Source organism: Caproicibacterium argilliputei (assembly GCF_029211325.2).
GTDB classification, from domain to species: Bacteria; Bacillota; Clostridia; order Oscillospirales; family Acutalibacteraceae; genus Caproicibacterium; species Caproicibacterium argilliputei.
Window position 1 is genome coordinate 954,287 of sequence record NZ_CP135996.1, and the last position, 14,620, is coordinate 968,906.

The 14,620-nt window shown below is 51.0% G+C and carries 14 protein-coding genes, 2 tRNA genes, 1 riboswitch and 1 other annotated feature; of the genes, 14 read left to right on the top strand and 2 right to left on the bottom strand.

Annotated elements, in window-relative coordinates:
- The first annotated feature begins 17 nt into the window (after positions 1–17).
- The 9 genes from PXC00_RS04510 (at position 18) to PXC00_RS04550 (ending at position 7,907) form a co-directional block, all read left to right on the top strand.
- The gene (locus PXC00_RS04510; protein WP_275844368.1) at positions 18–1,151 is read left to right on the top strand and encodes a toxic anion resistance protein; all 1,134 of its coding nucleotides are present in this window, start codon (positions 18–20) and stop codon (positions 1,149–1,151) included.
- 40 nt (positions 1,152–1,191) lie between these two features.
- A complete protein-coding gene (metA, locus tag PXC00_RS04515) occupies positions 1,192–2,136 on the top strand; it encodes a homoserine O-acetyltransferase MetA (RefSeq protein ID WP_275844369.1) in 945 nt (314 codons plus the stop codon).
- A 13-nt stretch (positions 2,137–2,149) separates the two neighbouring features.
- Entirely contained in the window at positions 2,150–2,671 is a 522-nt protein-coding gene (locus tag PXC00_RS04520) for a flavodoxin family protein (protein WP_275844370.1), read from the top strand.
- Between the two features lie 48 nt (positions 2,672–2,719).
- A tRNA-Thr gene (locus PXC00_RS04525) sits at positions 2,720–2,795 on the top strand.
- Positions 2,796–2,831: 36 nt separating this feature from the next.
- A tRNA-Tyr gene (locus PXC00_RS04530) sits at positions 2,832–2,915 on the top strand.
- A 484-nt stretch (positions 2,916–3,399) separates the two neighbouring features.
- Positions 3,400–3,483: riboswitch (cyclic di-GMP riboswitch) on the top strand.
- Between the two features lie 179 nt (positions 3,484–3,662).
- On the top strand, positions 3,663–3,995 hold the full coding sequence (locus tag PXC00_RS04535; protein WP_275844371.1) for a hypothetical protein: 333 nt from the start codon (positions 3,663–3,665) through the stop codon (positions 3,993–3,995).
- Between the two features lie 136 nt (positions 3,996–4,131).
- Positions 4,132–5,073, top strand: coding sequence for a 3-oxoacyl-[acyl-carrier-protein] synthase III C-terminal domain-containing protein (locus PXC00_RS04540; protein ID WP_275844372.1), 942 nt, complete (start codon positions 4,132–4,134; stop codon positions 5,071–5,073).
- 208 nt (positions 5,074–5,281) lie between these two features.
- Positions 5,282–5,333, top strand: a sequence feature (sodium ion sensor (DUF1646 type); this cis-regulatory element may regulate processes involved in with the transportation of sodium ions).
- Positions 5,334–5,385: 52 nt separating this feature from the next.
- The gene (locus PXC00_RS04545) at positions 5,386–6,549 is read left to right on the top strand and encodes a cation:proton antiporter (protein WP_275844373.1); all 1,164 of its coding nucleotides are present in this window, start codon (positions 5,386–5,388) and stop codon (positions 6,547–6,549) included.
- A 242-nt stretch (positions 6,550–6,791) separates the two neighbouring features.
- The gene (locus PXC00_RS04550) at positions 6,792–7,907 is read left to right on the top strand and encodes a 5-methyltetrahydropteroyltriglutamate--homocysteine S-methyltransferase (protein WP_275844374.1); all 1,116 of its coding nucleotides are present in this window, start codon (positions 6,792–6,794) and stop codon (positions 7,905–7,907) included.
- Between the two features lie 135 nt (positions 7,908–8,042).
- Here the strand turns inward: PXC00_RS04550 and PXC00_RS04555 are convergent, their stop codons facing one another.
- Positions 8,043–9,161: a PucR family transcriptional regulator gene (locus tag PXC00_RS04555; protein ID WP_275844375.1), complete on the bottom strand. Its 1,119-nt coding sequence runs from the start codon at positions 9,159–9,161 to the stop codon at positions 8,043–8,045.
- 168 nt (positions 9,162–9,329) lie between these two features.
- Between PXC00_RS04555 and PXC00_RS04560 the strand changes: the two genes are divergently transcribed.
- The 5 genes from PXC00_RS04560 (at position 9,330) to PXC00_RS04580 (ending at position 13,827) form a co-directional block, all read left to right on the top strand.
- On the top strand, positions 9,330–10,682 hold the full coding sequence (locus tag PXC00_RS04560; protein ID WP_275844376.1) for an aspartate aminotransferase family protein: 1,353 nt from the start codon (positions 9,330–9,332) through the stop codon (positions 10,680–10,682).
- Positions 10,683–10,735: 53 nt separating this feature from the next.
- A complete protein-coding gene (locus tag PXC00_RS04565; protein WP_275844377.1) occupies positions 10,736–11,335 on the top strand; it encodes a cytidylate kinase-like family protein in 600 nt (199 codons plus the stop codon).
- A 110-nt stretch (positions 11,336–11,445) separates the two neighbouring features.
- The gene (locus tag PXC00_RS04570; protein WP_275844472.1) at positions 11,446–12,174 is read left to right on the top strand and encodes an amino acid ABC transporter ATP-binding protein; all 729 of its coding nucleotides are present in this window, start codon (positions 11,446–11,448) and stop codon (positions 12,172–12,174) included.
- Positions 12,175–12,186: 12 nt separating this feature from the next.
- Entirely contained in the window at positions 12,187–12,882 is a 696-nt protein-coding gene (locus PXC00_RS04575; protein WP_275844378.1) for an amino acid ABC transporter permease, read from the top strand.
- A gap of 33 nt (positions 12,883–12,915) precedes the next feature.
- On the top strand, positions 12,916–13,827 hold the full coding sequence (locus tag PXC00_RS04580) for a substrate-binding periplasmic protein (protein ID WP_275844379.1): 912 nt from the start codon (positions 12,916–12,918) through the stop codon (positions 13,825–13,827).
- Between the two features lie 56 nt (positions 13,828–13,883).
- Here PXC00_RS04580 and PXC00_RS04585 read toward each other — a convergent pair whose 3' ends face one another.
- Complete coding sequence (locus PXC00_RS04585; RefSeq protein WP_275844380.1) at positions 13,884–14,546, bottom strand: Crp/Fnr family transcriptional regulator; 663 nt, start codon at positions 14,544–14,546, stop codon at positions 13,884–13,886.
- Between the last annotated feature and the right edge of the window lie 74 nt (positions 14,547–14,620).

Consider the following 14,620-nt stretch of genomic DNA (forward strand, 5'->3'; position numbering starts at 1 on the left):
AAGAAGGAGGACTCCTTATGAAGGAAAAAGAAATGCCCGAACTGGAGCTGACTCTAAATCCGGTGCCCGCGCCAGCGGCGCCCGATGTGCAGTTCGCACAGCCGAAACCGGCGGTCAGCCCTGCGCAGGAACCGAAGCTGACGCCTGCGGAGCAGAAAATGGTGAGCGACTTTGCCGCGAAAATCGATCTGACCAACAGCGCACAGGTTTTGCAGTACGGTGCCGGTGCACAGAAAAAAATGGCTGATTTTTCGGAAAGTGCTCTGGAAAATGTGCGCACCAAAGACCTCGGTGAAGTTGGGAAAATGCTTACCGACGTTGTTACAGAACTGAAAAGTTTTGATGTCGGTGAGGAGGATAAAGGCTTTTTTGCGCGCTTTAAACGTTCCGCTAATAAGCTGACCGCGATGAAAGCCCGCTACGCGACCGCAGAAGCAAATGTAGATAAAATCTGCGAAGCGTTGGAAGCCCATCAGGTGCAGCTGCTGAAGGATATTTCCACTCTGGATAAAATGTATGAGGTAAACAAGACCTATTTTAAGGAACTTTCCATGTACCTGCTGGCAGGCAAGCAGAAGCTGGAGTTGGTGCGTGCAGAGGAACTTCCGGCACTGAAACAAAAAGCACAGCAGTCTGCTTTGCCGGAAGACGCGCAGGCGGCCAATGACCTTTCCAGTATGTGCGACCGTTTTGAAAAAAAGCTGCATGACTTGGAGCTGACGCGCATGGTGTCCATTCAGATGGCGCCGCAGCTGCGGCTGGTGCAGAACAATGACCTGCTGATGAGTGATAAGATTCAGTCGACCATTGTCAATACCATTCCGCTTTGGAAGAGCCAGATGGTGCTGGCACTCGGTGTGGAGCACTCGGCGCAGGCTGCCAAAGCGCAGCGCGAGGTGACCGATATGACCAATGCGCTGCTGCGCAAGAATGCGGATACGCTGAAAATGGCGACCATTGACACGCAGCGTGAGTCGGAGCGCGGCATTGTGGATTTGGAAACGCTGCAGCATACCAATGAAACGTTGATTTCCACACTGGATGAAGTGATGCAGATTCAGCAGGAAGGACGCGAGAAGCGTGCGCAGGCAGAACGTGAGTTAGGCAAGCTGGAAAATGACCTGAAAAGCAAGCTTCTGCAGCTGCGCTGACGCTTTGTCCTGCCGGAAATTTTGTCAGGAGGCGGTTTCTTTGCCGATTAAAATACCGGATTCTCTGCCGGCACGCGCTGTGCTGGAGAAAGAACATATCTTTGTAATGACGCACCGGCGCGCTCTGCACCAGGACATTCGCCCGCTGCGCATCGCGCTGGTGAATTTAATGCCAACGAAAATCACAACCGAAACGCAGATTTTGCGCTGCCTTGCCAATACACCGCTGCAGATTGAAGTGGATTTGGTGCAGATGGTGTCTCACAAATCCAAGAATACGCCGGAAGACCACTTGCTTCATTTTTACGAAACCTTTGACGAAATTCAGGACCGCGTGTACGATGGCTGCATCATCACCGGTGCGCCGGTGGAACTGCTGGACTTTGAAGAGGTGGATTACTGGCCGGAGCTTTGCCGTATTTTCGAGTGGACGAAAACCAACGTGCATTCAACTTTCCATATCTGCTGGGCGGCGCAGGCGGGACTGTACTATCACTACGGGATACCCAAGTACCGCCTGCCGCAGAAAGTTTTCGGCGTGTATCCGCACCGCGCGCTGACGAAAAAGTCGCGTCTGTTCCGTGGTTTTGACGATATCTACTGGGTGCCGCATTCGCGCCAGACAGAGGTGCGCGTGGAAGATATCGAAAAAGTGCCGCAGCTGCGGCTGATGTCTGTTTCTCCGGAGGTCGGTGTGCACATCGTCGGGGATCAGGAGGGGCGGCAGTATTTTGTGATGGGACACTCCGAGTATGATGTGGATACTTTGGGCACCGAATACCGCAGGGATTTGGAAAAGGGTCTGCCAATTCTGATGCCGAAGCATTATTATCCGGGAAATGACCCGTCACGTGCGCCGGTCAACAACTGGCGTGCCACTGGTCAGCTGCTGTATACCAACTGGCTCAACTACTTTGTCTATCAGACCACCCCGTTTGACTTAAATTCCCTGTGCAGTGACTCACTGGACTGCGCGATGCTGTAAGGAGGTTGGCTGTATGAAAACTGCGGTCTTGTATTTCAGTAAAACCGGTTATACCCAGCAGATGGCAGAGGCGGTTGCGCAGGGAATGCGGTCTGTTCCCGGTGTGCAGGCGGAAATTTTTTCATTGGAAGAAGCAGACCCGGCATATTTGCAGGAAAGCTGTGCGGTGGTGTTCGGAACGCCGACGTATTATGCCAGTACCTGCTGGCAGATGAAGAAATGGTTTGACGAATCGCACAGCATTGTTCTCGCGGGGAAAGTTGGCGCGGCGTTTGCCACGGCTGATTATGCGCAGGGCGGGGCAGACCTTGCCTTGCAGACGCTCCTCTGCCATATGCTGGTGAAAGGGATGCTGGTGTATTCCGGCGGTTCTGCACTCGGGCAGCCGTACATTCATTTGGGCCCAGTGTGCACGCGTGATACAAGGGAGCAGAGCAGACCCCTGTACGTCACGTTTGGAATGCGGATTGCACAAAAAGCGATGCAACTTTTTGGGCAGGAAAATGAAAGCAAAAAAATTGTAGAAAACCCTTGACAAAACGCAGATTGCCCTGTATAATATATTCTTGTCAGCCGGAGATACGCTGGCATAGCTCAGTTGGTAGAGCAGCTGATTTGTAATCAGCAGGTCGTGAGTTCGAGTCTCTCTGCCAGCTCCAATCTGGCTGATAAAAGCGGCCTGCGGGCTGCAAATTGGAGGAGTTCCAGAGTGGTCAAATGGGGCAGACTGTAAATCTGTTGCTTCGGCTTCGATGGTTCGAATCCATCCTCCTCCACCACCAAATGTCCCAAAGACGAACACAGCAGAAATCATGCAATACCACTTCTTTCCCGGCGGTTTCGCCGAGAATAGATTGGTAAGCGTGGAAAACCGGCTCAGGATTTTTTCCTGAGCCGGTTTTTTTGTATTTTGCAAAATGTTGTAAGGTGTACAGAAAGTCCTTCCTTGCTTCGAAAATCCCCGGTCGCCTTTTCTTGCTAGAGAGGAATCTATGGGAGAGCTTTTCATGCTCCTGCTGCAAGACGGAAGTTTCATAGGTGAATAAATAGACTCACAGATTTTTACAAAATGCAAAAAACTTTATTTTACAAAGAATCTCATATTGCGGGATAAGATTGTGCGTTTTTCCTCTACGACCCAGTTTTTGTGTGATTTTTATGACTAGTATCTAAAATAATTGTTTATAAATTTTATTTTATTCATTGAAATTATAAAAAGTGGATGAAATTCACGAGTCATCAATGCTATAATAAGATTCACAAAGATGAAAATAGCAAACCCATCAAAAGGTGGGGACGCAAAGCCACAGGTCTAATGCGGTCAGCAACGACGGCTGGGTTGCCAAAATGCAGATTTGAAAATGCTGTGTTTATCCAGCTGCGTCCGCTGCCAGAAATGCGTCGCTGAAAACCGCAAGTTTTCCGTATTTGTTTTTTTCGCTTTGCAGCGGGCAAGGGTGTTGGGCAGAGAGTGCCTGCAAGCATCTTCCTACTTACAAAATTCGACTTTATAAGGAGATAGCAAAATGGAAAAGTACAGTATTGTAAAGAAGGCAAATCATTTGGTCATCCGTGTGTCTGGTCATATGGATGAAGCAACTGCGGCAAAGTTTTTCCAGGAGTATAAGCAGACGATCAGCACCATTGCTCCTGCACAGACAATATTGGAAATTGACGCAAAAGAATTAAGCATTGTGACTTCGGATATGCAGGAATCCCTGAAATCCTGTCTGGCTCTGTACCAAAAAACCGGGTTTAAGCAGATTATTATGCACATGGACAAATCCAACAGCATTCTGAGTATGCAGGTTAAGAGAATTGCGGCAGCGGCAGGTTTGAGCAACTTTTCCATTGCCTGACTTGTGATTTTTGCGCACAGGATATTCTTTTCTTATAGCATTAAGAAAAGAATATCCTTTTTTAAAATCTGCAAAGAAGGTGTATCCCATTTTTCATTTTAAAATTTGCGGAATCGAGGTTCAACACGGAGATCTTGTGGAGGACAACGAAAAATATATCGCACACTTTAAGGAACGCGGGAAAGATGTCGAGCATTTTTTTCGCGATGTTTACGGGCGGGACAAGCGGTACCGCATTGACCTGACCAAGGAAAGCAGTCTGACGCTGGCAACGGCTGCTGCAAAAAAAGTTTTAAAGAACACCGGCATAACCGGCAGTGCGTTGGATATGATCCTTTTTTCCAGTCAGCTTCCCGAATACGTTGCGCCGCCGAGTTCGGTTCTGGTTCACTATGCGGTGGGTGGCAAAACCGACTGCATCTGTTATGATATCAACGTGGATTGCACCGGTTTGTCAACTGCACTGGAATCTGCGGCAAAGTATATGTCAGTCAGCGAAAATGTCAACAAAGTTATGCTTGTGGGCTGCGACCTCATCAGCATGATTGCTGACCCGGAGTGCGAGTACAGCTACGGGATTTACGGGGATGCCGCCTGTGCACTGATTCTGGAGAAAACAGAAGAAGACTGCGGTCTGCAGGATTCAAAGCTTTGGGTAAATTCGGATGAACACGCGGACATTGTTTTTCCGGGCTGCGGTTTTTCCAAGCTGTTTCAGGTAGAGGACCGAAGCGAACTGCTCCTGCGCTGGAATCCGGACGCCACCGTGAATCTTGAGGATGCTTCGGAACACATCCTGCAGCTGCTTCAGAAAAACCATTTGTCTGTCGATGATGTTAAAATGTTCTGCTGCTCACAGTCGGTTTATCTGTTTCTGCAAAAACTTCGCGCACTGCTTTCGATGGAGGAAAGCCAAAGTTTGTATGTCGGCGATGAGTACGGCTATACCGGCACAACCAGTCCGTTCATTGTCCTGTGGAAATCTATTCAGCAGGGTATGGTCAAAAAAGGGGATTATGTGGTTATTTGGACCATTGGCTCCGGACGGACCAATATTGTATTGTTACTTAAATTGTAAAGGAATTCGGAAGGAAAAGGAACTGCTGCAAGCAGAATTTTGTGAAAAACTGCGGATTTATGTTTCCTTTATGGGAATTGAGCTCTTATGAATACAGCAATTGTACCGGTAAAAGGAATGTGGAGGGTCTGATTCTCTGCGATTTTGCCCTTGCGGAGCCGCTGTAAAATCTGCTATACTATTTACATACAACAAAATGATGGTATACGGTTGGGCGGCTGGTTGCCGCTTTCAAGAATCAGCTTCTTGGGTGGGAAGTCCTGTTTGGGCTTCCCACTTTTTTTCTATCAAAAAAGGATTGGATGTGTGAATATGGAGAAAACGTTACTGGATCTTGTATTGCTTTTAACAGCCACTAAAATCGGCGGGCTTATCAGCCGCAAGCTGAAAATGCCGGAAGTGCTTGGTGCGCTGCTGGCAGGTGTGGTTCTTGGCCCTATGCTGCTTCATGTGGTGCAGTATGACGACAGCATCAAGCTTCTTTCGGACTTAGGCGTTATCATGCTGATGTTCCTTGCGGGGCTTGAAACCAACTGGGAACAGTTCAAAAAAGCCGGCAAGTCCTCTGCTGTTATTGCACTGTCCGGTGTCCTTATCCCGCTGGTTTTGGGCGCGCTGAGTGCTTATCTGTTCTTTCAGGATACCACAGAAGACATTTTCCTTGGCATCATTCTGTCCGCTACCAGTGTCAGCATTACAGTAGAAACGCTGACGGAGCTCGGCAAGTTAAACTCAAAACCGGGCATCCATATCCTTGGCGCCGCGGTGATTGATGATATTCTGGGACTTGTGCTCATTTCCGTCTTGCTTTCCGTCAAGAACGGCAGCGGCAGTTCGCTGATTTTTACCGGACTGAAAATTGTTCTGTTCTGTTTGGCTGGGGTTCTGGCAATTGTTTTTTTGCCGAACTTTCTCAATCGATTGCTCAAAGACGCGCAGCCGGGGTATGCATTTTTCACGTTTTCACTTGCTGCTGTTCTGCTGGTTGCTTTTGCCGCCGAAAGTCTTGGCATTGCCTCGATCACCGGCGCATACCTTTGCGGGCTGTTGTTTTCGCAGCTGAAGCATAAGGAATATCTGGAGCGGAATGTGAAAGTCCTTTCTTCCGGATTTCTTTCTCCCATTTTCTTCGCAAGCGTGGGACTGGAGGCAACTTTCACCGGTTTCAACAGCAAGGTGGTGCTCATTACGGCTGTAATGTTTGTTGTTGCCGTCATCGGAAAAGTCATTGGCTGCAGTGGTGCGGCGCGGCTTTTTCACTTGCGCCGCAGTGAGTCGGTGCAAATCGGTATCGGCATGATTTCGCGTGGCGAGGTGGCAATTATTACGGCCAATATTGGGCTGCAGAATCACATTATCACGCAGGAGGTCTTCATTCCCACCATTTTAGTGGTGCTGCTCACCACTGTTCTGACACCGGTTCTGCTGAAAGTCGTATTCAACCACAAGACGGAAATGCGGTTGGATGCAGCATGAAAAAAATCTTTTCGCAAGCAGCGGAGCAGTGCATGGCGGTTCGGCGTGCCGGGAAAAATCAGCGAATCTGCCTTTTTAAGAATCCTGAAAGAAATAGCTGTGTAAGTGCCGACTGCTGCGTTATCGGATAAAGTGATAACAAACTATAGGAATTCTGAATTTTACAGGGCTGCGTTTTCCCCGTATACTTATAAGAAAGGTAAATTGAAAATGCCCTGTGCATTCGGAAAGGACAGAAGAAAATGGCAAAAACAGATACAGCACCATTTCGTGCGGATATTGTCGGGAGCTTTTTGCGTCCGGCGTCGTTAAAACAAGCGCGCGCGGATTATGCGCAGAACAAAATCAGCCTGCAGCAGCTGCGGGCGGCGGAGGACGCGGCCATTCGCGATCTGGTTCAAAAGGAAAAGGAAGTGGGTCTGCAGGCCGTTACAGACGGAGAGTTCCGCCGCCGCTACTGGCACTTGGATTTTCTTGCGGCACTGGATGGCGTGGAAGAGGTCAAGGCGGAGCATTGGTCCGTTGCTTTTAAAGACCGCCAACCGAAAGCGGCAACCCTGAAAATCACCGGAAAGGTTGACTTTGGCAGCCATCCGTTTTTGGAGCATTTCCGCTTTCTGCAGAGCATTGCAGAGGGAACGCTCTGCAAGATGACCATTCCGTCGCCCTCCATGCTGCACTTGATTTGCTGTGTGCGCGAGGAGCATTATCAGCCGATTTCCTTGTATCAGGACCAGCAGGCGCTGTTTCAGGACATCGCGACTGCATATCAGAAAGCAGTTCGCGCGTTCTATGACGCTGGCTGCCGGTATCTGCAGCTGGATGACACGTCATGGGGAGAATTTTGTGACCAGGAGAAACGGAAAGCGTATGCGGCGCGCGGACTGAACCTTGATGAAATTGCGCGTGCGTATGTGCGGGTCATCAATCAGATATTGGAAGCGAAACCAGATGACATGGTCATTACTATGCATATCTGCCGGGGCAATTTCCGCTCCACCTGGTTTTCTTCCGGCGGATATGAGCCGGTTGCGGAGATTCTGTTTGGCGGCTGCCATGTCGATGGGTTTTTCCTGGAATATGATTCCGACCGTGCAGGCAGTTTTGAACCGCTGCGCTTTATCCAAAATCAAAAAGTCGTGCTTGGCTTGATTACTTCTAAGTATCCGCAGCTGGAAAAGGAAGCGGATGTGCGCCGGCGTGTGGAAGAAGCATCCCAGTATGTGAAGCTGGATCAGCTTTGCCTCAGCCCGCAGTGCGGCTTTTCTTCCACCGAAGAGGGCAATCTGATGACCGAGGAGCAGCAGTGGGAAAAAGTGCGTTTCGTAAAAAAGGTCGCGGCACAAATCTGGCCGTAAGGCAGCGTCTGAAACTAAAAAAAGCGGCGGTACCGTCCTTTGGGGTGGGCGCCGCCTTTCTTTTTGTATCTTTCGTACGGTGCACGAAACGGTTGCCGCTGCGCGGGCAGCCGGAATGTGCCTTGCCAGCTTCTGTTAAATGGAAAGGTACTCCCGAATATAAAAGGAAAGCAGCAGTTCCAGCTTTTCTGTTGCGTCCGAAAAATCCGTGTGCAGCAGTTCTTTGATTTTTTGAATCCGGTAAACCAGTGTGTTGCGGTGCATATGCAGCTGTGCGGAAGCGCGCAGCAGGCTGCAGTCTGCCTGCAGGTACACTTTCAGTGTTTCGAGGTAGGTGGTGTTTCGCTTCTGGTCGTACTGCTCCAGCACGCCCAGGTGCTCCTGTGCGTAGGTCTGCAAAAAGGCGGGGTTATCTATATGAAACAGCAGGCGGAGCGGCCCCAACTGCGCAAATTGCAGCAGGGGCTGCTTCCAGAACTGCGCTGCCGCAAGCGCAAACCGCGCGCATTTGTAAGACAGCGCCAGATTTGCAAGGCTTTCCGCCGTGACGCCAATGCCCAGAGAGATGCTGTCACAGTAGCAGATGGTGTCGCTGCAGTCGTGCAGAAAGGTTTTGGGAACCGGCAGGCGCAGAATGAGTATGTGCAGATTGTCTTTTTGCAGCAGATGGTAGTAGTAGCCGTAAGCGTTCAGCGCAGAGGTAATCTGCATGGGCGCAGGCAGCCCGCTGACAGCCAGTACCTGATAGGCGCAGTCGGTGGGGAAGCCGGTTTGGTTGAGCAGACGCAGCGGCTTTTCCGGGGTGGCGGCGCCATCCAGCAGGGCTTGAAAAGCTGTGTCAATCTGATCTTCCCGACGGTTTTCGTTTAAAAACAGCCGGCAGAGATCCTGCATGATGTCTGCCAGATGCATTTCCCATGGCATGACAAACAGAGGAAAGCGGTTCATCTCGCAAAACGCAAGGATGTCCGGCCCAACGTCGGTTTCCTGCAGGTATTTGCCGGTGTTGAGGATGGCGCCGCTGCAGTTTTCCAGTACCAGCAGCCGCAGAAACTCCTGCAGGGTGGTTCCACTCTGGGTGAACAGTCCGGTTGTGATGATCAGCTCGCCGCCCTTTAAAAAGGAAAAATTCTGTGCATCCTCCGCCAGATACAGCCAGGACGCAGTGTTGCAAAGACCGCTTTTGCCGCCCAGCAGCCGCAGTTGGTATTTCTCTTTGGTCAGTTGGTACAGTTCTGCAATTTGTGTCTGCATAAAAACGCTCCTTTCCTGTGATTCTCTTCAGCATAACAGATTTTTTTTGTATTTGCAATACAAATTGCAGCGCAATTTCTGTGCGCGTATTCCATTGTATGTATCTGCAGAAAGTTTATAATAAAAAGCAGGAACTACAGAAATACAAAAGTGATGGAGGGGATTTCCATGCTGCGTGATGCATTGCCGAAGATTGTTACTCCAAGTTTGCCCGGCCCGAAAGCCGCGGAAATTCTGGAGCGGAGAAAGAAAACCGTACCCAGCGCAATCCGCTGCCCGTATCCGGTTGTGATTCAGCGCGGAGAGGGTGCAATGGTTGAGGATGTGGACGGAAACCGCTTTGTAGACTGGATCGGCGGCGTTGGTGTGCTCAACGTCGGCTATTCGCAGCCGGAAATTGTCGCCGCGGTCAAAGAGCAGGCAGACCGCTACTTTCACGGTATGGCCAATGTGGTCACACATCCCGGTTATGTGGCGCTTTCAGAAAAGCTCAGCGAACTGGCGCCTGTAAAGGGCGCACACAAAAAGGCGTACTTTGCAAACAGCGGCGCGGAGGCGGACGAAAACGCCGTGAAGATTGCCAAAGCCTTTACCGGCCGACCGAATATTCTTGTGTTTTCGGGGGCTTTTCACGGGCGCACGCTGCTGACCATGGCGATGACCTCGAAAAAGTCTTACGCAGTCGGCATGGGGCCGTTTCCGGATGGCGTTTATCGGGCAGAATTTCCGTATCTGTACCGCCGACCCGAAGGAATGCCGGAAGAGAAAGCAATCGCGTACTATCTGCAGAAACTGCAGGAAGTTTTTGACCAGTGTTCTCCGGCACAGTACATTGCGGCTATTGTGGTGGAGCCAGTGCAGGGCGAGGGTGGTTTCATCCCTGCGCCGCTGGAGTGGGTCAAAGCGGTACGCAAGCTGTGCGACCAGCACGGTATCCTGCTGATTGCAGACGAAGTGCAGTGCGGCTTCTGCCGTACCGGACGGCTGTTTGCCAGCGAATACTGGCAGGAAAGCGGCGTGCAGCCAGATATTCTGGCAACAGCAAAGTCGATTGCCGCCGGTCTGCCGCTGAGCGCGATTGTGGCGCGGGAAGAAATTATGGAGTCGGTGCCCGCGGGCGTCATCGGCGGCACCTACTGTGGCAACCCGCTGGCTTGCGCAGCGGGGCTGAAAGTTCTGGAAATCCTGGAGCGCGACCATCTGGCGGAGCGGGCACTCGCCATCGGGAAAACCGTCATGGAGCGTTACCGCACTTGGCAGCAGAAATATCCGGTCATCGGGGATGTGCGCGGGTTGGGCGCCATGGTCGGCATCGAATTCGTTAAGAATCGGGAAAGCAAGGAGCCGTATCCGGAGCTGGTCTCCAAGCTGGTGGCAGAAACCGCGCAGCACGGCCTAATGGTAGAGAGCGCGGGCGTGTACGGTAACGTCATCCGTTTCTTAGCGCCGCTGGTCATTACGGATGCGCAGCTGGAGGCAGGTTTGCAAATCTTTGAACAGGCGATTGCCGCCTGCATTTGATTTTTCAGTAAAAACTTGTACAAGAAAAAGCACATACAAAGGGGGCAGCCAAAATGAATGAAAAATTTGTTGTGACCATTACACGACAGTTCGGCAGTCTGGGACGTCCGATTGCAAAACAAATCAGTGAAAACCTGGGGATTGAGTACTATGACCGCGATATTGTGGATATGACCGCAAAGCAGATGAGTCTGCCGGTTTCTACCATCAGTGATGCGGAGGAGCACGCGAAGTCCGCCTTTTTCAACATGGGCTATCCGCTTGGTATGGGTACGACGGAAATGCAGGATCAGATTTTTCTGGCGCAGAGTAAGATTATCATGAATTTGGCGGAAAAAGAAAACTGCCTCATTGTGGGGCGGTGTGCGGATTACATTCTGCGTGATAAAAAAGAACTGCTCAATATTTTTATTTATGCACCGTATGCCGCGCGCCTGCGCAACTGTGTGGAGCGGCTGAATATGCAGCCTGCAGAGGCAAAACGGATGATTGCGCAGGTGGATAAAGCAAGGGAATCCTACCATAAGCATTACTCCGGCCACAGCATGGCAGACAAAGACACCAAGCACATCATGATTGACTCCAGCTTTCTGGGGATTGAAGAAACCTGTGATGTCCTGACAGAGCTGATTCGCAGGCGGTTCCATTTATAAATTTGTTTCAGCGGCAGGGCGCCGCGGAAAACCATTTGCAACGGGGCAAATTCCAAACCGGAATTTGCCCCGCTTTTTGATATTTGAACAGGAGGGTGAGCACAATGCGGATGTTGGACATTCAAAACCTTTCCAAATCTTTCGGGGACCTGGAGGTTCTGCGCGACGTGAACATCGCCGTGGAGCAAGGTGAGGTTGTGGTAGTCATCGGCCCGTCCGGTTCCGGCAAAAGCACCATGCTGCGCTGCATCAATTTATTGGAACAGCCGTCCGGCGGGAAAATCCTTTATCAGGACAAAGACATTACCCAGCTGGGCAAGGCAATTATGGAGTACCGCAAGCACGTGGGCATGGTGTTCCAAAAGTTCAATCTGTTTCCACTCAAAACAGTGGTGCAGAATGTGATGTACGCACCGGTGAAGCTGAATAAAACAGACCCGAAAGAAGCTAGGGAAGAGGCCATGGAGCTGCTCAAAAAAGTTGGGCTGGAAAGCAAAGCGGAGGTTTACCCGCACGCGCTTTCCGGTGGGCAGCAGCAGCGGGTTGCGATTGCGCGCGCACTTGCGATGCAGCCGGAAATGCTGCTGTTTGACGAACCAACCTCTGCACTGGACCCGGAGCTGGTGGGCGATGTGCTGGCGGTTATGAAGCAGCTTGCCAAAGAGGGCATGACCATGATGGTGGTTACGCACGAAATGGGGTTTGCACGCGAAGTGGCAGATCGTGTCATCTTTATGGACGGCGGCTATGTGGTGGAAGCGGATACGCCGCAGGAAATCTTTTCAAATCCGAAAAACGAACGAACGCGGACGTTCCTGTCTCGCGTGCTGCAGAAGTAAGGGGGCGGTCATATGCAGTTTCATTGGGGAGAGGCTTTTTCGCAGCTGGGACCGGATCTGCTGCAGGGTATCCAAGTGGTGGTTTACATCACGCTGGTCGGTTTTCTGTTTGCTCTGCTGCTGGCCCTGCTGCTGGCGATTGGCAGTCTTTCGCGGCACGCGGTGCCGCGGCGCATCATTGCCGTTTTTATTGAAATCATTCGCGGCACGCCGTTGCTGGTACAGTTCTTTTATATCTATTATGTCATACCGATGCTGTGCTCCGGTTTGGCCTCGCTGTTCGGTGTGACAGCCAACGTTCAGTTTCCGGCGGATATCTGCGGCATCATTGGGTTTGCCATTAACTATGGCTGCTATATGTCCGAAGTAATCCGCGCTTCGATTCAGTCCATTGACCTGGGCCAGCGGGAGGCGGGGCTTGCGCTCGGCTTCAGTGAAAAGCAGGTACTGTTCCACTTCATCATCCCACCGGCACTGCGCAATTCGGTTCCGGTGTTTGGCAATTACCTGGTAATGATGATTAAGGATACCTCTCTGCTCGCCATGATATCTGTGCAGGAGCTGTTGCTGCGCACCAAGACTTTTGCGTCCCAAACATTTTTGACCGTGGAATCTTACACTATTTTGGCACTTGTTTACCTGATTATCAGCATTCCGCTGTCCCAACTTTGCAAACTGTTGGAGCGCAGGCTCAAACAAGTTCACTGAAATCAAATCGGAAAGACGAAAGGAGAATGAACAATGAAACTCAGAAAAACAATTGCGGCGGGTTTGGCGGCGGTTCTGCTGCTCACCGGCGCGGCAGCCTGCGGCACCGCTTCAGGTACAGGTTCCGCCGGCAGTACCGGCTCGGCAGAAGCTTCCGGCACTTCCACACAGAGCGGTTCCACTGATTCCCTTTTGGCAAAGATCAAACAGCGCGGATATATTTTAGTTGGCTCCTCGAATGATGCGCCGTTTGCGTATCAGGATGCTTCCACCGGCAAGCTGGCTGGTTTGGATATCGACATTCTGCGGGCCGTCTGCAAAAAGCTGGGCATTCCCGACATCAAGATGAAAGTGGTTGCCTTTGAAAACCTGCTGGTCGAACTGAACAACGGCAATATCGACATGGTGACAGACGCCATGTATGTGAAAGAAGACCGTATGCGGCAAGCTGCTTTCAGTGACAAATGGTACCAGGAAGGTGAAGCAGTGGTCATTCCGAAAAATTCTTCGATTCAGTCCAAAGCGGACTTAAAGGATAAAACTGTTGGCGCGCAGCCCGGTACCACGTTTTACGAAACGGCGCAGAGCTGGCTGAAAGCGGGAAAAATCAAGAATCTTGTATCATTTGACAACCAGGCAACCCTGATGTCAGCTGTCAATATGGGCAAAGTGGACGCGGTGGTGACAGACGGCATTGTGGCAAGCTACACCATTTCCAAAAGCACTGCGCTGAGCCTGAAATTGCTGTCGCCCTATGAGCCGGAGGCCAGCGGTCAGATTGGTTCTGCCGTGCGCTTCTCTGACGAGAGCTTCCTGACCGATTTTAACAAGGCACTCAACGACCTGAAAGCAGACGGCACCATCAAAAAGATTCTCGCGCAGTACAAACTTCCGGACAATTACTTTATTGATGCGGATGCCGGAAAAACAAAGAACCTCAAGTAGCCGAAGAAGTCCGTTTAAAAGCAGCCTTTCCGCCAACCGCGGAGGGGCTGCTTTTGTCAGGGCTGGCCACGCAGAATAAATTGATTGCGGCGGTAATCCAGCAAGCCGTCTTTCTTCATGGCGCTCAGTTCCCGCGACAGCGCGCTGCGCTCTACGCAGAGATAGTCAGCCAGTTCCTGCCGGTTAAAAGGAATGGTGACTCGGCTGCTTTTGCACTGCAGTGCCTGTGCGGAAAGAAAAGCGGTGACCTTTTCGCGTGTGGTTCGTTTGGAAAGGTACCCGATTTTCTGTGTTAGTAAAATATTTTTCTGCGCCAGAATCTGCAGCAGATTGGTTAGTACCCGCGTGTGAAACGTACAGGCAGAGGGGCAGACCGTGAGCAGCTTGCGGCAGTTCAAAAGCAAAACCACGGCATTTTCGGCAGCCACCACGCTGACCGGCAGATGTGAAACTTGCGCGCAGGAGAATGCTTCCCCAAACAGTTCGCCCGGGCCGGCGTGTGCCAAAATCGTTCGGTTCCCCCAGTAATCTTCCTGAATAATATGAACGCTGCCCGAAAGTAAAACGCCGACCGACCGCGCCGGCTCTTCCGCACGAAAAAGAAATGTGTCTTTCGCGTACTGCCGCTGTCTGGCTGAAAGGCAGTGCAGCAGCGACGCCGCTTCCTGCGGCGCAATGCCGGAAAACAGCGGACAGCCCGCCAATGGGTTTCGTATCATAAAAACTCCTTTACGTTGCAAATACAACGTACTTTTTTTGCTTAGTATAGTAAGATAAAGTTGCAAAGTCAAGA